Here is a 17,862-nt window from a genome sequence, read left to right on the forward strand (position 1 = left end):
ATACTGAGCGCCGTCAGGGGATCACTGAGCGGCCAAGACCGTCAGCGCGCCGGGGACACAGTTGACCGTCACCGGCAGGGTGCCCTGGGGCTCGCCGTCGGCGTAGGCGGGCCAGGTGTTGCCCGTCAGGGTCACCGAGCGGGCTCGCAGCGTGCGGACCGCCGGGTGGGTCACGTGGTTGCCCGTGCGCAGGCCGGGGAGCATGCGGATCAGGCTGCGGCGGGTCACGTCGCCGATGACCGTGACGTCGAAGACGCCGTCCTCGGGGTCGGCGGTCGGGCAGATCGGCACGCCGCCGCCGTAGAAGCGGGTGTTGCCGATCGCCACCAGGGTCGCGTCGAGCTCCAGGCGTCCGGTGCCGGTGTCGACGACCACCGGGCGGGACCGGAACGCGGCCAGTTCGGCGAGGATCGCCAGGTCGTAGCGGCGCGGGCCGGACGGCCAGCGCATCCGGTTGGCGCGTTCGTTGACGCTCGCGTCGAACCCCGCGCACAGCACGGTCGCGAACCAGGTGTCGCCGGCGCGGCCCAGGTCGATGCGCCGGCGCGCGCCGGACTTCAGTGCCGCGACCAGCGCGTCGACCGCCGGAAGGGCCTCACCGGGGACGCCGAGGGCGCGGGCGAAGTCGTTGCCGGTGCCCGCCGGGACGAGGCCGAGCGCGACGTCGTGGTTCGCGCAGAACTGGACACCCTGGTGGGCCGCGCCGTCACCGCCGAGCACGATCAGTACGTCGAGACCCGCGTCGTGCGACGTCCGCATCAGCTCACGGGACTCCTCGACCGAGTTGGCCACGAGCACGTCGAGGCGGTCGACGGCGGTGCGGAGCCGTACGGCGACCGTGTCCGCGATCCGGGCGGCGGCGCCGTGCCCCGAGGCCGGGTGCACGGCGAGCGCGGCGTGGATCCCCACTACGTGATGTCGTCGGTGCCGGACGACCGGCCGCCGGACGCGGTCGGCGTGGACGGCTCGTCGTCGACCTTGCTCGGCGTGTAGTCGAACGGCGCGGCCTCGTCGTCGGCCAGCTTGTCCCAGCCCTCTTCGGACCGGAGCTTGTCCTTCTTGCGGTCGTGGAACCGCGCCATCTGCACGGAGATCTCGAACAGCACGGTCAGCGCGGCGGCGAGCCCGAGCATCGAGAACGGGTCGGAGCCGGGCGTGGCGAACGCGGCGAAGACGAACAGCGCGAACACGATGCCGCGGCGCCACCGCTTCAGCTGGACGTACTTGACCACGCCGACGCGGTTGAGCATGACCACCAGCAGCGGCAGCTCGAAACTGATCCCGAAGATGATCAGCAGCGACAGCAGGAACGAGATGTACTTGTCCGCGGTGAGGGCGGTGACGAACGCGTCCTGGCCGAAGCCCATCAGCAGCTGCAGGGCGTGCGGGAAGAGGATGTAGGCGAGCACCGCGCCCGCGGCGAACAGCACGGAGGCGAATGAGACGAACGTCAGCGCGTAGCGGCGTTCCTTCGTGTACAGGCCCGGGGCGATGAACGCCCAGATCTGGTAGAGCCAGGCCGGGGAGAGCAGCACCGCGCCCGCCGCGAGGCCGACCTTCAGCTGGGTCATGAAGGCCTCGAACGGCACCGTCTGCAGCAGCCGGCACCCCGCCGCGCTGTCGAGCCGCCGGCTCGGCGGGATGGCGCAGTACGGGTCCTTGACGAGGTCACCGAGAGACGGGATCGGGCCGACCTTCGTGCCGAACCAGATGAACCCGAGGATCCCGCCGATGACGACGGCGAGCAGCGCCAGGCCGAGGCGACGGCGGAACTCGTAGATGTGCTCGATGAGCGTCATCGTGCCGTCGGGGTTGGCTCGGCGGCCGCGCTTGCGCCGCTTCGAGCCGCTCTTCTCCCCGTTTCCGGAGGCGGCTTCCGCCACTGGGGTTTCCGTTCTCGTCGGTGTCCGCCGGAGCGCGCCTGGCTAGACGCGCTCCGTGGACCAGGGACCGGTGGTGGGCTGGCTCAGCTGGCGTTCTTCTGCTCGGCGGCCGGCGCCTGCTGCTGCCTCTTCAGCTCGTCGAGCTGCCGCTGCAGGTCCGCGACCTGCTGGTCGGTGGCCGACGGGGCGGCGGGAACGACCGGCGTGGCCGGGATCTGCTTCGTCTCGACCGGCTCGGCGTCCTCGGCCGCGGCGGCCTTGTGCTCGCCGGTGAGGTCCTTGGTCTCGGCCTTGAAGATCTTCATGGACTTGCCGATGGACCGGGCCGCGTCGGGAAGCCTCTTGGCCCCGAACAACAGCACGACGACGAGCACCAAGATGATCAAATGCCACGGCTGCAATCCGTTCAGCATGGTGGCCTCCTATCTGCGTCTGGTAGGGATGTTACTGGTTTTCCGGGTTCCGGCGGCGCTGCGCGAACGCGACGCGCAACGCTGCCGACCGGGCGCGGACGAGTCCGGCCCGGTCCTGGGTGTTCGTAGCCACCATGCTTGCGGTCTGCTTGAAAGCACGCAAGACCCGCGCCGTGCGCACCAGCAGGAACACGAGCAGCAGCAGGCCGGCGGCGGCGAGCACGATGGTGGGCAGGTACGGCACGCGGCCAGCCTAGTGGTCGCAGGTTGACGGAAGGTGACGGGCTCGGGCCACCGCGTCGGCGGCCCGGCGGCCGACGTCGGACGCGAGGTCGGCCGGGCTCTCGACCAGCGCCTCCCCGCCCAGGCCCAGCACCAGGCGCACCATCCAGGACTGGTCGGCGTAGCGCATCCGGATCCGGAGGCGGCCGCCGTCGAGCTCGTCGAGCTCTTCGCACGGGTAGTACTCGGCTACCCAGCGTGCGTCCGGGTCGAGGACCAGGACGGCCTCCCGCTGATCGGGACGCTCGCGGAAAACCCCGTCGGAGATGTCGGTCGGGTGGGCGTGCGCGGGCGGGCGAGACGGCTCGTCGAGCACGGTCAGCTCGTCGATCCGGTCCAGCCGGAACAGCCGCACGCCCTCGGCGCGGCGGCACCAGGCCTCCAGGTAACCCACGGCCTGGACGATCAGCAGCCGCATCGGGTCGACCGTGCGCTCGGTGATCTGGTCCTTCGACGCGGTGTAGTAGCGGATCCGCAGCGCCCGCCCGGCCTGCAGCGCCCGGGCGACCTCCTCGCGGGTCCGCGCGGTCTTCTTACCCTCGCGGACCCCGCCGCCGACGACCACCCCGGCCGGCTGGGCCTGCCCGGCGGCGGACTCGATCTTGGCGATGGACCGGCGGACGGCGTCGCCGTCGACCACGCCCGGGGTCTCCCCCAGGGCCCGCAGCGCGACCAGCAACGCGGTCGCCTCGCCGCCGGTGAGCCGCAGCGGGCGGCTCATCCCGGCGTCGTGGGTGACGACGATCGTGTCGCCCTCGAAGGACAGGTCGATCAGGTCGCCGGGGCCGTAGCCGGGCAGCCCGCACATCCAGAGCAGCTCGAGGTCCTTGCGCAGCTGCTTCGGCGTGACGTCGAAGTCCTGCGCGGCCTCGTCGACGCGGATCCCGGGCCGGGCCAGCAGGTAGGGCACGAGCGCGAGGAGCCGGGGCATCCGGTCGCCGGAGCCGCTCATCGGACACTCCCCTGCTGCTGCCGGGCGACGACGGCTTCCAGCCGGTCCTGGACGGTCTTGGCCAGCACGTCGGGCTCCAGCACGACGACGTCGGGGCCCTGCGAGGTGATCCAGTCGGCGGCCGACTCCGGGAAGTAGAGGCCGATCTCGACGAGGTCGCCCTCCTGGCCGTCGACACTGGACCGCCCGATGACGGTGCCGCGGCGGCGGACCCCGGCGGCGCGGCCGTCGGCGACCCAGAGCCGCGCGGTGGTGACCGGCGAGGGTTCGGACGCCCCGCTGGTGGCCGACACCAGCTGCAGCAGGTTGACGCCTTCGGGGCGCTGCACGGCGCCCGGTTTCCCGACGGGCCGGACCTGGCCGGTGACGCGGGAGAGGCGGAAGCAGCGGGTCGCGCCGCGGTCGCGGTCGTGCCCGACGACGTACCAGCGGGCCTTCCACGACACCACGCCCCACGGTTCGAGGGTGCGCATGATGCGCTCCGGCGAGCCGCTGCGGCGGTATTCGAAGCGCACGGCCTGACCGTTCTGGACCGCCGCGAGCAGCGGCCCGAACGCCGGTTCGGCGCGCACGCGGGGCTCGACGACGGTCGGGGCCTGGTCGTCGACTTCGAGGCCGGCCGCGCGCAGCTTCACCAGGGCGCCCTGGGCCTGCCCGGTCAGCTCCGGCGAGTCCCACAGCCGGGACGCCAGCGCGACCGCGGCGGCTTCGTCGGGGGCGAGGTCGATCTCGCCGAGCTCGTAGTCGCGGCGGGCGATGCGGTAGCCCTCGATGGCGTCGAAGGCGGAGTTGCGGCCGGTCTCCAGGGGGATGCCGAGCTCGCGCAGCTCGGTCTTGTCCCGCTCGAACATCCGGAAGTAGGCGTCGTCGCTGGCCGCGTCGCCGTATCCGGGCACGATGCCGCGAATCCGCTCGGCGGTGAGGAACTGCCGGGTGGACAGGAGGGCCAGCACCAGATTGACCAGCCGTTCGGCGCGTGCGGTGGACACCCGGTAGAGACTAGCCCGCGCCGCCCGGCCCGATCGTGAGGTCCGGTGTACGCGCGTCGTAACCGGCGCGGGCGGTGCTGACCTCGTCGAAGTTCGCCTCGGCCCAGTCCTTGAACGCGGACATCAGCGCACGGAGGCTTTCCCCCAGCGGCGTAAGGGAATAGTCGACGCGGACGGGCACCGACGGGGTCACCTCGCGGTGCAGCAGGCCGTCGCGTTCGAGCACCCGCAGGGTCTGGGTGAGCATCTTCTGGCTGACCCCGGCGATGCGCCGCGAAAGGTCGCTGTAGCGCATCGGGCCGTCACCGAGCGCCACCAGGACGAGGCTGACCCACTTGCCGGCGATCTCGTCGAGCAGCTTCCGGGTCGGGCAGGCCGCGAGGTAGGCGTCGTAGGCGGCCTTTTCGGCCAGCCGCTTCTGTTCCGCCGTGCGCGTGGGCACCGGGCGAACCTCCTGGTACGGGGGGGAACCTGCGGGTACGTACTTCCCATCGGAGAGTAGCTCCCCATAGGTTCGCGGGGAAGATCCGCCCCGGGAAGGAGCGAAAGATGCGCGCGATGGTGGTCCGCCGGTTCGGCGGTCCCGAAGTCCTGGAGTCCGCCGAGGTCCCGGTGCCGGCGCCGGGCCCCGGTCAGGTGCGGATCCGGGTGGCGGCGGCCGCGGTCAACCCGGTCGACGCCGCGACCCGGTCCGGGCTGCTCACCGAGGCCGGCGTCGTCCCGCCGCGGGACGTGCTCGGCCTCGGCTGGGACGTCGCCGGCGAGGTCGACGCCGTCGGCGAAGACGCCGGCTTCCGGGCCGGCGACGCGGTGATCGGGCTGCGCGACCGGCTCGCGACCCCGCTCGGCGCCTACGCGGAGTGGATCGTGCTCGACGCGTCGGCCGTGGCGCCCGCACCGGCCGGCGTCTCCCCCGCCGAGGCGGCGACGCTGCCGCTCAACGCCCTGACCGCGGCCCAGGCCCTGGACCTCGTCGACACCACCGGGACGCTGCTGGTCACCGGCGCGGCGGGTGCGGTCGGCGGCTACGCCGTCGCGTTGGCCCACGCCCGGAAGCTGCGCGTGGTCGCCGTGGCCGGATCCTCCGACGAAGCGCAGGTCAGAGCCTTCGGTGCGGACGAGTTCGTGCGGCGCGGGCCGTCCCTGGGCGATCGGGTGCGCGCGGTGGTGCCCGGCGGCGTGGACGCGGTCCTCGACCCCGCGCTGGTCGGGCTGGACGCGCTCGACGCAGTCCGCGGCGGCGGTGAGTTCGTCGCGTTCGCCGCGGGGGCCGCGCCGATCCCGCTGCGCGGCGTCCGGGTCCGCGGCGTCTGGATCCGCGCCGACGGCACCCGGCTGGCCGAGCTGGCCCGGATGGCGTCCGAGGGTGTCCTCCCGCTGCGCGTCGCGGACGTACTGCCCTTGTCCGACGCGGCGAAGGCGCACGAACGGCTGGCCGCGGGCGGGCTGCGCGGCCGTCTCGTGCTGACACCGTGAATCCTCCCTAGCCTGGAGGCATGGATGATCGTGTTCTCCTCATCACCGGCGCTTCCCGCGGGCTGGGTGCCGCGACCGCGCGCCTGGCCGCCGCGGCCGGCTTCAAGGTCGCGCTCGTGTCCCGCAAGGCGGAGTCCGTCGCTCCTCTGGCGGCCGAGCTCGGCGAAGACCGGGCGCTGGCGCTGGGCGCCGACGTCGCGGACTGGCCGAGCGTCTCCGGCGCCGTCACCGAGACGGTGCGGCGGTTCGGCCGGCTCGACGCGGCGTTCGCCAACGCCGGGATCGGCGTCGGGACGTCGTTCTTCGGCGACGACGATCCCGACCCGCGCCAGTGGGAGGAGATGGTCCGCACCAACGTGCTCGGCGCGGCCTACACCGCCCGCGCGGCCCTGCCCGCGCTGCGGGAGACGTCCGGGCACCTCTTGATCACCGGCTCGGTCGCCGGCCGCTACATCCGCAACGCGAGCCTGTACTCGGTGACGAAGTGGGCGGTCACGGGGATGGCCGGGGCGATCCGCGAGGAGGCCGTCGGCACCGGTGTGCGGGTCACGCTGGTCCAGCCGGGCATCACCGACACCGACATCCTCAGCGACGAGCAGCGCAAGAAGCCGAAACTGGAGCCGGACGACATCGCCCGGGCCGTGCTCTACGCGCTGCAGCAGCCGCCACACGTGGACGTCAACGAGATCATGGTCCGCCCGACCGGGCAGGTGCTCTAGCCCAGCCGGGCGACCCGGCCGCCGGCGCCGCTGGCCCAGCAGCTGCCCAGCGGCGTGCAGTCCACGCTGTCGAAGCTGCCGGTGTCGAACGACGTCCAGTGCCGGCCGCCGTCGGGGCTGAGGTCGCTGCCGCCGGGGCCGACGGCCAGGACCGTGCCGCCGCGCCAGGCCAGGCCGGAGCGGTACCCGGCAGGGTACTGCGCCGGGGTCCGCCAGGTGCGGCCGCGGTCGTTCGACAGGGCCACGGCGGGGCCGGGCGCGGTCGGCGCGGCGAAGTCGCCGCCGATGGCGACGCCCTGCCACGGGGTGCGGAAGGCCAGGGCGAACACGCCGGCCGACGGGCTGCTCGGCAACGGCGTGTCCGACGCAGTCCAGTGGCGGCCGCCGTCGCCGGAGTGCACGACGCGGGCCGTGGCGCCGCCGCCGGTGGCCAGCCAGGCGTCGAACGGGCCCGACGTGGTGACGCACTGGCCGCTGGCGGCGAACCCGGCCTCACCGGGCAGCGCGGGCGGGAAGCCGCTGTCGGGGACCTGGCGCCAGCTGCGGCCGCCGTCGGAGGTGGCCTGCACCCGGAACTTGCCGTCCACGGGGTCGCTCATCGCGAGGCCGCGCCACGGGTCGAAGAAGGCCAGGCAGTCGTAGAACGCGGCGGCGTCGGTGTTCTGGAACGTCTGGCGCCAGTGCGCGCCTGCGTCGTCGGTCCGGTAGACGCGGGAGTCGGTGCCGGGACCGATCGACAGGATCACCGCGTGCTCGGCGTCGAAGGCCTCGATGTCGCGGAACTCGAGGGTGCCGGTGCCGGGCGGGCCGACGGACTTCCAGCTCCGGCCGCCGTCGACGGTGCGCAGCACGGTGCCCTGCGTACCGCTGACCCAGGCGACGCGGGCGCCGACCGCGGACAGGCCGCGGAACTGGGCAGTGACGCCGGTGGCGCTCAGCTCCCACTTCGGCAGGTGCCCGCCGGCGGACGCCGGCACCGCCACGGCGACCAGCAGGGTGAGGACGAGAAGCACCACACGCACGACACGCATGGGCAGATCCTGCCGCACCCGCCCAGCGACTTTCGTCGCCTCTTTCGTGCCCCCCGGAAGTCCGTGAAGGCCTCCTTGAGGGACTCTGAGTCCCTCAAGGAGGCCTTCACGGACCTTGGCTAGAGCGAGCTGATCAGGCGTTCGACGCGCTCGTCGACCGAGCGGAACGGGTCCTTGCACAGCACCGTGCGCTGGGCCTGGTCGTTCAGCTTCAGGTGCACCCAGTCGACGGTGAAGTCGCGCCCGGCGGCCTGGGCGGCGGCGATGAAGTCGCCGCGCAGCTTCGCCCGGGTCGTCTGCGGCGGGGTGTCCTTGGCGGCCTCGATCTCGCCGTCGTCGGTGATCCGGCGGACCAGGCCCTTGCGCTGGAGCAGGTCGAAGATGCCCCGGCCCCGGCGGATGTCGTGGTAGGCCAGGTCGAGCTGGGCGATGCGCGGGCTGGACAGGTCCAGGTCGTGCTTGTGCCGGTAGCGCTCGACCAGCCGGTGCTTGATCGCCCAGTCGATCTCGGTGTCGATCTTGCCGAAGTCCTGCTGCTCGACCGCGTCCAGCGCCCGGCCCCACAGCTCGATGACCTTGTCGTTGGCCGGGCTGGAGCCGTTTTCCTTGAGGTGCTGCACCGCGCGGGCGTAGTACTCGCGCTGGATGTCGAGCGCCGAGGCCTCGCGCCCGCCGGCCAGGCGCACCTGGCGGCGGCCGGTGAGGTCGTGGCTGATCTCGCGGATCGCCCGGATCGGGTTGTCCAGCGTGAAGTCGCGGAACTGGACGCCGGCCTCGATCATCTCGAGCACCAGGTTCGCCGACCCGACCTTGAGCATCGTCGTCGGCTCGGCCATGTTCGAGTCGCCCACGATGACGTGCAGGCGCCGGTAGCGCTCGGCGTCGGCGTGCGGCTCGTCGCGGGTGTTGATGATCGGGCGCGACCGGGTCGTCGCGCTCGAGACGCCCTCCCAGATGTGCTCGGCCCGCTGGGAGAGGCAGTAGACCGCGCCGCGCGGGGTCTGCAGCACCTTGCCGGCGCCGCAGATGAGCTGGCGGGTCACCAGGAACGGGAGCAGGACGTCCGCGATCCGGGAGAATTCACCCGCGCGGGTCACCAGGTAGTTCTCGTGGCAACCGTAGGAGTTGCCCGCCGAGTCGGTGTTGTTCTTGAACAGGAAGATGTCGCCGCCGATGCCCTCGTCCGCCAGCCGCCGCTCGGCGTCGACGAGCAGGTCCTCGAGGATCCGCTCACCGGCCTTGTCGTGCGTGACCAGCTGGACCAGGTCGTCACACTCGGCCGTCGCGTACTCGGGGTGCGAGCCGACGTCGAGGTAGAGCCGGGAGCCGTTGGACAGGAAAACGTTCGAAGAACGGCCCCACGAGACGACCCGCCGGAAGAGGTAGCGCGCCACCTCGTCGGGAGAGAGCCTGCGCTGGCCGTGGAAGGTGCACGTGACCCCGAACTCGGTCTCGATGCCAAAGATCCGCCGCTGCATCCCACCAGAGTAGGCGCTGGACCCCCCTCGACGGTGGGCCGTTCGGGCGTCGACACGCCCCCAGTAGGCCACAGACGGTGAAAAGCCCCCGAATCAGGCACGATTGGAGCACAACCCTTGACGTCGCACGGAAGGCGGACCCCTTGTCACACCAGCTCATCCGGGCGTTCCGGCGGGTCGGCCGCAACGACCGCGCCCTGATGCGCCGCAGCGCCCGCTTGCCGGCCACCAAAGCCGACGACGCGCTGATGGCGCTGTCCCGGTCGGCGAACAAGTCCCGCCTCTGGTGGGCCGTCGCCGCGGGGCTGGCGGTCCGCCCCGGCGCGACCCGCCGCGGCGCCCTGCGCGGCATGGTCGCCATCGCCGGCGCGAGCGCCGCCGCGAACCTGATCGGCAAGCCCCTCTTCCCCCGCCGCCGCCCGGCCGAGGAAGAGATGCCGATGCACCGCCGCCTGCGGAAACGCCCGACGTCGTCGTCGTTCCCCTCCGGCCACTCGGCCTCCGCGGCGGCCTTCGCGACGGCGGTGGCCATGGAGTCCCCGCGCGCCGGGCTCGCCATCGCGCCGCTCGCCATCGCGGTCGCCTACTCGCGCGTCCACACCGGCGTGCACTGGCCCTCCGACGTCGGCGTCGGCCTCGCCATCGGCACCGGCGTGGGCCTGGCGACCCGGCACTGGTGGCCGTTGCACGACGACATCCCGGCCCGCTCGGCCCACGACGCCCACGCGCCGGAGATGGTCGACGGCGAGGACATGCTCGTGCTGGTCAACCCGGGTTCCGGGGTACAGGGCCAGGACCCGACCGAGGACGCCCGCTACGCCTGGCCGAAGGCCGAGATCCTCTACCCGGACCCCGACCGGGACCTGCGCGCCCAGCTCGAAGCCGAGATCGACGCCCGCGGCACGGTGCGCGCCCTCGGCGTCGCGGGTGGTGACGGCACCGTCGCGGCGGTCGCCTCGGTCGCCGCCGAGCGGGACCTGCCGCTCGCCCTGATCCCCGCCGGCACGCTGAACCACTTCGCCCGCGACATCGGCATCCGGTCGATGCCCGACGCCGACGCGGCCACCGAGGTCGGCAACGCCGTCGGCATCGACCTCGGCGAGGTCGGGGTGGAAGGGCCCGACGGCCCGGCCCACCGCTGGTTCGTCAACACCGCGAGCCTCGGCGGCTACCCGGAGATGGTCCGGCTGCGCGAGAAGCTGCAGGAAAAGCACCCGAAGTGGCCCTCGGCCGCGATCGCGCTGACCCGGACGCTGCGCAACGCCAAGCCGCTGACCGTCCGGCTCAACGGCAAGCTCACCCAGGTCTGGCTGCTGTTCGTGGGCAACGGCACCTACGCGCCGAAGGGGTTCGCGCCCAGCCGGCGGCCCGCGCTCGACACCGGGCTGCTCGACGTCCGCTACCTGCGCGCCGACCTGCCGTACTCCCGGGCCCGGTTCCTGCTGGCGATGGTCACCCGCAGCCTCGCGGCCAGCCACGTCTACCAGGAGCTCGACGTGGCCGAGCTCGACGTCGAGCTGCTCGACGGCCACCGCCGCGTCGCCACCGACGGCGAGGTCGGCCCGCTCGGCAACCGGTTCCGCTTCAAGTCCCGGCCCAGCGCCCTCACCATCTACCGTCTTTAATCTTCGTTTACTTTCTCTCAACGAACCCACAGCGTCCCCTGGCTAGCGTCAAGATCGACATGCGGGCCCTCGCGCCCGCCGCCAGGGGACGAGTGGGGTTTCGATGCGGTGGCACCCGGCGTGGCGCGGATGAGCCCGCAGAACGCCGTCGACCCGGTACTGCCGGGCGACATCACGGCCCGCGCCCGCGACCTCGGGCCGTTCGAATCGCCGTTCATCTGGCTCGCGTTCGCCACGGCCGCGGTCGCCGTCCTCGCCGCGGTGCTCCTGCTCGCGCACCGGCGCCGCGGCCGCCGCTGGGGGTTCACCGCGTTCGGCGTCCTCCTGCTGCTGGCGGCCGTCACGGCGGTGAACAGCTACGTCGGGTACGTGCGCACCTCCGACGACCTCGCCCGGCTGCTCCAGCGCGGCCCCGGCCTCGTCAACCTCGCCGGCCGCCTGCTCGACGACGACAAGGGCGCGCCGGAGTCCGAACCGACGGGGCACGGCGGGACCGGCGTCGCGACCGCGGGCCAGAGGATCGACGTCGTCCCGCTCCCCGACCCGGCGCACGGCGTCCCCTCGGGCAGCAACTACGTCATCCTGCCGCCCGGTTACGGCGACCCGGCCAACGCCGCCCGCCGCTACCCCGTCGTCTACCTGATCCACGGCTACCCGTTCGGCGGCCCGCGCGACTGGCTGACCTCCGGCGACGCCCCCGGCACCCTCCAGGCGCTGCAGCAGGCCGCCGTGATCGCGCCGATGATCGTGGTCAGCGTGGACCTGACCGCCGGCGTCCCCAGCACCGACTGGGAGTGCCTCGACGTCCCCGGCGGCCCGCAGCTGGAGACCTACCTCGCCCGCACCGTCGTCCCGGCGATCGACAGCCGCTACCGCACGCTGGCCGACCGCGCCCACCGCGCCCTCGGCGGCATGTCCGGCGGCGGCTTCGGCGCGCTCAACATCGGCCTGCACCACGTCGACGAGTTCGCCACCCTGGTCATCGCCCTGCCCTACGACGACCTCAACGACTCCGTCGGGGTCCTCGGCGGTGACCAGGCCGCCATCGCCGCCAACACCCCGCGCCGCTACCTGCCCACGATGAAGTTCCCCGCTCCGATCTCCGTGATGCTCGCCGTCGGCACCGGCGCGCCCACCGACGTCACCACGGCCCACCGCATCGCCGACGCGCTCCACGCCCGCGGCCAGGAGGCGGTCGTCCACGCCGAACGCGGCTTCAACCACACGTGGCACACCGCCCGGGCCACCCTGCCGTACCTGCTGGCCTTCGCCGACCAGGCCTTCCGGCAGCCGCCCGCCGCGTCCTGAATCCGGTTGCCGGGCTTGCGAGCATGGCTCATGGATCTCGAAACGCACTACACGACCGGCCCGGCCGAAACCTCCCGGCTCGCACGCACGCCCCACGGCAGGCTCGAATACCTGCGCACCCGGGAACTGCTGCGGCGGTTCCTCCCCGGCCGAGCCCGGGTGCTCGACGTCGGCGGCGGCACCGGCGTGCACGCCGCGTGGCTCGCCGGCGACGGGCACCCGGTGGACCTGATCGACGTCGTGCCGTCCCACGTGGACACCGCCGCGGCCCTTCCCGGTGTCACGGCCCGGATCGGCGACGCCCGGCACCTCCCCGCGGCCGACGAGACCTACGACGTGGTCCTGCTCCTCGGACCGCTCTACCACCTGATCGACGCCGAGGACCGCGCTCGCGCGCTCGCCGAGGCCCGGCGGGTCCTGCGCCCGGGCGGCCTGCTCGCGGCCGCGGGGATCAGCCGTTACCTGTCCCTGCTCGAAACGGGCGCCGCGGGCACCCTCACCGCCGACCTGGTGACGCCGATCCACGAGGTCGTCACCAGCGGCGCCTACGACGGCCACGTCGGCTTCGTGCCGACCCACTGGCACACGGCCGCCGAACTCCACGGCGAAGTCACGACCGCGGGGTTCGCCGACGCCGTCGTCCACGGCGTCGAGGGCCCGGCCTGGCCCGCGCTCGACGCAGCCGGGCTCACCGCGTTCGACAGCCGCGTCGAGGCCGCCTTGCGCGCCGCGCGGCTCGCCGAGCAGGACCCGCACCTCGTGCACACCAGCGCGCACCTGCTCGCGATCGCCCGTCGGCCGGCCTGAGCGCGGACGCGAAAACGGGGCGCGGTCACCGACCACGCCCCGCCTTCGTGCAGGCTATTCGCCTTCGGGCTTCTCCGGCTCGGCACCCTGGGGGTCCGGCACCGGCAGCAGCGCGTCCAGCGCCGTTCCCGTGAGGCGGCGGAACGCGCGCCGCGGGCGCTCGCGGTCCAGCACGGCGACCTCCAGCTTGATCGGCGGGTCGGTCTCGGTGTTGACGTTCGCCGACGTGCCCGCCGCCGACGTCGAAGAGGACGACGACGATCCGGCCGACGTGGACGCCGTCGCGGCCGGCTGGATCGGCGTGCGCAACGCGTCCACCGCCACGCCGAGCGCCGCCTGCAGGTCCAGGCCGTCCTCGAACGTCTCCTTCAGCTTCGCCGCGATCTTCTCGTTCTGGCCGCCCATCACGATGTACTGCGGCTCGTCGAAGATCGACCCGTCGTAGGTCAGCCGGTACAGCTGGTCCTCCGCCGCGCTCGCGCCGACCTCCGCCACGCAGACCTCGACCTCGAACGGCTTCAGCTGCTCGGTGAAGATGCTGCCCAGCGTGGCCGCGTACGCGTTCGCCAGCGCCCGCGCGCTCACGTCACGCCGGTCGTACTGGTAGCCCTTGAGGTCCGCGTGCCGGATCCCGGCGACCCGCAGGTTCTCGAACTCGCTGTAGCGCCCGACGGCGGCGAAACCGATCCGGTCGTAGATCTCGGACACCTTGTGCAGCGTCGCCGACGGGTTCTCCGCCACGAACAGCACGCCGCCCGCGTACTTCAGCACCACCACGCTCCGGCCGCGCGCGATGCCCTTGCGCGCCAGCTCGGAACGCTCCCGCATCAGCTGCTCGGGAGAGGCATACAACGGCATCGTCACGGTGTGCGCTCCAGGTCTTTCGGTGTTCCAACGTTCACTGGTTCAGCTCCGGCCCGCGTCAGGACAGCCGGCGCTGCTGGCGCTCGATCCGCCCGGCGATCACGGCCTCCGCCACCGCGGCGGTCTCCGACTCCGGCAGCTGCACGGCCCCGTGCTCGGCGGTGATCGTCACGACCGACGGGAAGATCCGGCGCACCAGGTCCGGCAGGCCCGAAGCGGTGTCGTCGTCCGCCGCGTCGTACAGCGCCTCGACCGCCACCCGCGTGGCGCTCTCGACGTCGGCGTCCGGGTCGTGCAGCTTCTTCAGCGCGGATTTCGCGAACAGCGAACCCGAGCCGATCCCGGCGTAGCCGCCGTTCTCCTCGTAGCGCCCGCCCGCGGCGTCGTACGACACGATCCGGCCGGCGTGCCTGGCGTCCTCGGCCTCCAGGTCGTAACCGACGAAGAGCGGGATCGCGGCCAGCCCGGCCATCGCCATCTCGAGGTTCGCCTTGACCATCCCGGCCAGCTTGTTCGTCTTGCCGTCCAGCGACAGCGAAACGCCCTCGATCTTCTCGTAGTGCGCGAGCTCCACCGCGTAGAGCCGCACCATCTCCACGGCCAGCCCGGCCGTGCCCGCGATGCCCACCGCCGAATACTCGTCGGTGACGTGCACCTTCTCCATGTCGCGGCTCGCGATCAGGTTCCCCGACGTCGCCCGCCGGTCACCCGCGATCAGCACCCCGCTCGCGAAGGTCAAGGCGACGATCGTCGTCCCGTGCGGTACGCCCAGGTCGCCCGCACCACCGGACATCCGGCGCTCCGGAAGCAGTTCCGGCGCCTGCACCCGCAGGAAGTCCGAAAACGACGACGTCGCCGACGAGAAGTACGCCCCCGGCAGAGCGGGACCCGAGATGCCCCTGGTGTTGTCCATACGTGCTCAAAAATCCCATCTGTGCGGGCCTTGGCGGCCGTGGCCCCACGCCCGGCGACCCCGGCCCGCACGGACCACGGTCACCGCCACGCGGAACCCCCGGCCGCCGGCTGAACGGTCGGCAAGGGCGCGAACGCCCGAGCGGCTACTCGCCACCCTTCTGGACGTAGGCCCGGACGAAGTCCTCGGCGTTCTCCTCCAGCACGTCGTCGATCTCGTCGAGGATCGTGTCGACGTCCTCGCCGAGCTTCTCGCGCCGTTCCTGACCCGCCGCGCCGGTGTCGTCGAACTCCTCGTCGGAGTCGCCGCCGCCGTGCTTTTCGATCTTTTCCTGGGCCATCTCGCCTCCCGGTGTGGCTGATGTTTCCTAGCCTACCCAGCGGCCCCGACATTCGGGGTCAACGCCGCGATCCGTGTGCGTACCGCCTAGTCCGAACCGGTGAGTGCCTCCACCAGCTCCTCCGCCGTCGCCGCGTTGTCCAGCAACTTGCCGACGTGCGCCTTGGTCCCCCGCAACGGCTCCAACGTCGGGATCCGCACCAGCGACTCCTTGCCGACGTCGAAGATGACCGAGTCCCACGACGCCGCCGCGATCGAGCTCGCGTACTTCTCCAGCGCCCGGCCCCGGAAGTAGGCCCGCGTGTCCGACGGCGGGGTGGTCACCGCGGCCAGCACCTCTTCCTCGGTCACCAGCCGCTTCATCGAGCCCCGCGTGACCAGCCGGTTGTACAGGCCCTTCGCCAGCCGCACGTCCGAGTACTGCAGGTCCACCAGGCGCAGCCGCGGCGCGCCCCAGGCGAGACTGTCCCGCTGGCGGTACCCCTCCAGCAGCCGCAGCTTGGCCGGCCAGTCCAGCCGGTCCGCGCACTCCTGCGGGTCCCGGGCCAGCGCGTCCAGGATCTCGCCCCAGACCCGCAGGACCTCCTTCGAGGCCTCGTCCGCGCCCGTGCGCTCCAGGTTCTGCGACGCGATCTCGTGGTAGGCGAACTGCAGGTCCAGCCCGGTGTACTTCTTGCCGTTGGCCAGCGCGACCTGCGCCTTCAGCGTCGGGTCGTGGCTGATCTGGTGCACGGCCTTGACCGGCTCGTCCAGCTTCAGGTCGTCGAACCGGATACCGGACTCGATCAGGTCCAGCACCAGCGCCGTCGTGCCGACCTTGAGGTAGGTCGAGTACTCGGACATGTTCGCGTCGCCGATGATGACGTGCAGCCGCCGGTACTTGTCCGCGTCCGCGTGCGGCTCGTCCCGCGTGTTGATGATCCCGCGCTTCAGCGTGGTCTCCAGGCCGACCTCGACCTCGATGTAGTCCGCACGCTGGGAGAGCTGGAACCCGGCCTCTTCACTCTGCTGGCCGATCCCGACCCGGCCCGACCCGGTGAAGACCTGCCGCGACACGAAGAACGGCGTCAGCCCGGCGATGATCGCGGTGAACGGCGTCGACCGCGCGCACAGGTAGTTCTCGTGCGTGCCGTAGCTGGCGCCCTTGCCGTCGACGTTGTTCTTGTAGAGCTGGAGCGGGGGCTGTCCCGGCACGGACGCCGCCTTGAGCGCCGCCTCCTCCATCACCCGTTCGCCGGCCTTGTCCCAGATGACCGCGTCGCGCGCGTTGGTCACCTCGGGCGCCGAGTACTCCGGGTGCGCGTGGTCGACGTACAACCGCGCCCCGTTGGTCAGGATGACGTTCGCCGCGCCCAGGTCCTCGACGTCCGGGTCGTGCCCCGGCCCGCCGGGGCCGGTCAGGTCGAACCCGCGCGCGTCCCGCAAGGGGGACTCCACCTCGTAGTCCCACCGGGCCCGCCGGGCGCGCGGGATGTCGGCCGCGGCCGCGTAGGCCAGCACGACCTGGGTCGAGGTGAGTACCGGGTTCGCCGTCGCGTCGCCCGGCACCGAGATGCCGTACTCGACTTCGGTTCCCATGATCCGCCGCATGTCCACCACCCTACGGGGTAGGCCTAGTGGAACGATGCACCCATGCCAGGCAGTGACGAACTCGTTGCCCTCTATGACCAGGCCGGCTCCGTCGTCGGCGAGACGCTGCGGAGCCGCCTCCGCAGCGAGGGCCTGTGGCACGCCGCCGGCGTCGTGCTGGTCCGTTCGGGTGACGGAAACGCGGTCTACGTGCACCTCCGCACCGCCACGAAGGACGTGTTCCCGTCCACCTGGGACTGCTGGGCCGGCGGGGTCGTCGCCGCCGGCGAGTCCCCGGCCGGGTGCGCCCGCCGCGAACTGGCCGAAGAACTCGGCGTCCGAGGGGTGGAACCCGTTCCGCTGTTCACGAAGGTGTACGACGACGGCCACAACCGCTGCCACAACTTCGCCTTCGAGGTCCGCTGGGACGGCCCGATCCACCACCAGGCCGAAGAGATCGTCGAAGGCCGCTGGCTCCCCCTGGCCGAGCTGCGCGCCTGGATCGACGACCCGGCGCCGGCGCTCCCGTTCATCCCCGACGGCCGCGAAGGCGTCCGGGAATGGTTCCGCCGCTACGGCTGAGCCGCCGGGGCCGCCAGCTTCGCCGCCATCACGGGCAGCAGCCGCTTCGCCGCGTCGATCGCCCGCGCCTCCGTGCTCGCCGAGACGGTCAGCCCGGACACGAGCGTTCCCTTGGCCAGCAACACGGTGCACGTCTTGCCGTCGCACCAGGCGCGCTGCCGCTCGACGCCCGCCTGGGCCGGGACGTCCACGGGGTGTCCCGTGCACTCGGCGTTCGCCACGACGTCGTCGGCCGAGCCGTCGGCGTACGCGGCGACGCGGTGCCGCAGCACCGAACCGCTCGGGTACCGCCAGCTCGCTGTCCGGCTGGTCGCGGACGCCTCACCGGACAGGCAGCCCGACGTCGCACCCGAACCCGGCTGCACCCCCTCGCCGGCGACGTCCTGATCGGACAGCAGTGCCCGCTCCGCGAGCAACCCGGGGTCCGGCGCCGCCTGGGTGACCGGGGCCGCCTTCGCGGCCGGCACCGGGGCTTCCCGCGGAGGCACGACCTGACCGGTCGACGTGGCCGGATCGTCGTAGTACGTCTCGAGGTTGTTCGGGTCGGGGCCGTCGCAGCCCGTGAGGCCGACCAACGCGACCGCGGCCAAGGCAACCACCTGGCGATGACGCACCTGCTCCGGCCCTTCCGT

Annotated in this window: 20 protein-coding genes; 6 read left to right on the forward strand and 14 right to left on the reverse strand. The window is 72.5% G+C overall.

Going from position 1 to position 17,862, the window contains the following annotated elements:
- Positions 1-21 precede the first annotated feature (21 nt).
- The 7 genes from OHS18_RS06420 to OHS18_RS06450 all read right to left on the reverse strand — a co-directional run bounded on the left by OHS18_RS06420 (position 22) and on the right by OHS18_RS06450 (position 4,961).
- Positions 22-909 (reverse strand): diacylglycerol/lipid kinase family protein, encoded by an 888-nt coding sequence (locus OHS18_RS06420; protein ID WP_328616304.1) that lies wholly within the window; start codon positions 907-909, stop codon positions 22-24.
- Positions 909-1,883 carry a twin-arginine translocase subunit TatC gene (gene tatC / locus OHS18_RS06425; RefSeq protein ID WP_328455090.1) on the reverse strand — a complete coding sequence of 325 codons (975 nt, stop codon included), beginning with the start codon at positions 1,881-1,883 and terminating at the stop codon, positions 909-911. The genes OHS18_RS06420 and tatC overlap by 1 nt, the downstream gene beginning before the upstream one ends.
- A gap of 83 nt (positions 1,884-1,966) precedes the next feature.
- Complete coding sequence (tatA, locus tag OHS18_RS06430; RefSeq protein WP_328455088.1) at positions 1,967-2,296, reverse strand: Sec-independent protein translocase subunit TatA; 330 nt, start codon at positions 2,294-2,296, stop codon at positions 1,967-1,969.
- 31 nt (positions 2,297-2,327) lie between these two features.
- A complete protein-coding gene (locus OHS18_RS06435; protein ID WP_328455086.1) occupies positions 2,328-2,540 on the reverse strand; it encodes a bacteriophage holin in 213 nt (70 codons plus the stop codon).
- 9 nt (positions 2,541-2,549) lie between these two features.
- The gene (locus OHS18_RS06440; protein ID WP_328616305.1) at positions 2,550-3,530 is read right to left on the reverse strand and encodes a helix-turn-helix transcriptional regulator; all 981 of its coding nucleotides are present in this window, start codon (positions 3,528-3,530) and stop codon (positions 2,550-2,552) included.
- Positions 3,527-4,519 carry a helix-turn-helix transcriptional regulator gene (locus OHS18_RS06445; protein WP_328455082.1) on the reverse strand — a complete coding sequence of 331 codons (993 nt, stop codon included), beginning with the start codon at positions 4,517-4,519 and terminating at the stop codon, positions 3,527-3,529. Before OHS18_RS06445 ends, OHS18_RS06440 begins: the two co-directional genes overlap by 4 nt.
- Positions 4,520-4,529: 10 nt before the next feature.
- Positions 4,530-4,961 (reverse strand): winged helix-turn-helix transcriptional regulator, encoded by a 432-nt coding sequence (locus OHS18_RS06450; RefSeq protein ID WP_328455080.1) that lies wholly within the window; start codon positions 4,959-4,961, stop codon positions 4,530-4,532.
- Positions 4,962-5,068: 107 nt separating this feature from the next.
- On the opposite strand from OHS18_RS06450, the gene OHS18_RS06455 reads away from it, so the two are divergent.
- Both OHS18_RS06455 and OHS18_RS06460 read left to right on the forward strand, forming a co-directional pair.
- A complete protein-coding gene (locus OHS18_RS06455; RefSeq protein WP_328616306.1) occupies positions 5,069-5,995 on the forward strand; it encodes an NADP-dependent oxidoreductase in 927 nt (308 codons plus the stop codon).
- 20 nt (positions 5,996-6,015) lie between these two features.
- Positions 6,016-6,714 (forward strand): SDR family oxidoreductase, encoded by a 699-nt coding sequence (locus OHS18_RS06460; RefSeq protein WP_328616307.1) that lies wholly within the window; start codon positions 6,016-6,018, stop codon positions 6,712-6,714.
- Here the strand turns inward: OHS18_RS06460 and OHS18_RS06465 are convergent.
- Both OHS18_RS06465 and pafA read right to left on the reverse strand, forming a co-directional pair.
- On the reverse strand, positions 6,711-7,736 hold the full coding sequence (locus OHS18_RS06465) for a WD40/YVTN/BNR-like repeat-containing protein (RefSeq protein ID WP_328618736.1): 1,026 nt from the start codon (positions 7,734-7,736) through the stop codon (positions 6,711-6,713). The two genes, OHS18_RS06460 and OHS18_RS06465, sit on opposite strands and share 4 nt — an antisense overlap.
- Before the next feature lie 128 nt (positions 7,737-7,864).
- Positions 7,865-9,223 (reverse strand): Pup--protein ligase, encoded by a 1,359-nt coding sequence (pafA, locus tag OHS18_RS06470; protein WP_328455074.1) that lies wholly within the window; start codon positions 9,221-9,223, stop codon positions 7,865-7,867.
- Between the two features lie 143 nt (positions 9,224-9,366).
- On the opposite strand from pafA, the gene OHS18_RS06475 reads away from it, so the two are divergent.
- The 3 genes from OHS18_RS06475 to OHS18_RS06485 all read left to right on the forward strand — a co-directional run bounded on the left by OHS18_RS06475 (position 9,367) and on the right by OHS18_RS06485 (position 12,963).
- Positions 9,367-10,848: a bifunctional phosphatase PAP2/diacylglycerol kinase family protein gene (locus OHS18_RS06475; RefSeq protein WP_328455071.1), complete on the forward strand. Its 1,482-nt coding sequence runs from the start codon at positions 9,367-9,369 to the stop codon at positions 10,846-10,848.
- A 129-nt stretch (positions 10,849-10,977) separates the two neighbouring features.
- Positions 10,978-12,156, forward strand: a complete 1,179-nt coding sequence (locus tag OHS18_RS06480; protein ID WP_328616308.1) for an alpha/beta hydrolase — start codon at positions 10,978-10,980, stop codon at positions 12,154-12,156.
- Between the two features lie 30 nt (positions 12,157-12,186).
- Positions 12,187-12,963: a class I SAM-dependent methyltransferase gene (locus tag OHS18_RS06485; protein ID WP_328616309.1), complete on the forward strand. Its 777-nt coding sequence runs from the start codon at positions 12,187-12,189 to the stop codon at positions 12,961-12,963.
- A gap of 54 nt (positions 12,964-13,017) precedes the next feature.
- On the opposite strand, the gene prcA is transcribed toward OHS18_RS06485, so the two are convergent.
- From prcA to dop, 4 genes are all read right to left on the reverse strand, one after another.
- Positions 13,018-13,827, reverse strand: coding sequence for a proteasome subunit alpha (prcA, locus tag OHS18_RS06490; protein WP_328616310.1), 810 nt, complete (start codon positions 13,825-13,827; stop codon positions 13,018-13,020).
- 58 nt (positions 13,828-13,885) lie between these two features.
- Positions 13,886-14,740, reverse strand: coding sequence for a proteasome subunit beta (prcB, locus tag OHS18_RS06495; protein WP_328455062.1), 855 nt, complete (start codon positions 14,738-14,740; stop codon positions 13,886-13,888).
- Between the two features lie 145 nt (positions 14,741-14,885).
- A complete protein-coding gene (locus OHS18_RS06500) occupies positions 14,886-15,080 on the reverse strand; it encodes a ubiquitin-like protein Pup (RefSeq protein ID WP_013226725.1) in 195 nt (64 codons plus the stop codon).
- 86 nt (positions 15,081-15,166) lie between these two features.
- The gene (gene dop / locus OHS18_RS06505; RefSeq protein ID WP_328455042.1) at positions 15,167-16,669 is read right to left on the reverse strand and encodes a depupylase/deamidase Dop; all 1,503 of its coding nucleotides are present in this window, start codon (positions 16,667-16,669) and stop codon (positions 15,167-15,169) included.
- A 42-nt stretch (positions 16,670-16,711) separates the two neighbouring features.
- Between dop and OHS18_RS06510 the strand changes: the two genes are divergently transcribed.
- Positions 16,712-17,230, forward strand: a complete 519-nt coding sequence (locus OHS18_RS06510; RefSeq protein ID WP_328455040.1) for an NUDIX domain-containing protein — start codon at positions 16,712-16,714, stop codon at positions 17,228-17,230.
- Here OHS18_RS06510 and OHS18_RS06515 read toward each other — a convergent pair.
- Entirely contained in the window at positions 17,221-17,829 is a 609-nt protein-coding gene (locus tag OHS18_RS06515; protein WP_328455038.1) for a hypothetical protein, read from the reverse strand. The genes OHS18_RS06510 and OHS18_RS06515 overlap by 10 nt on opposite strands.
- Between the last annotated feature and the right edge of the window lie 33 nt (positions 17,830-17,862).

The sequence above is a fragment of the Amycolatopsis sp. NBC_00355 genome (genome assembly GCF_036104975.1).
Lineage (GTDB): Bacteria > Actinomycetota > Actinomycetes > Mycobacteriales > Pseudonocardiaceae > Amycolatopsis.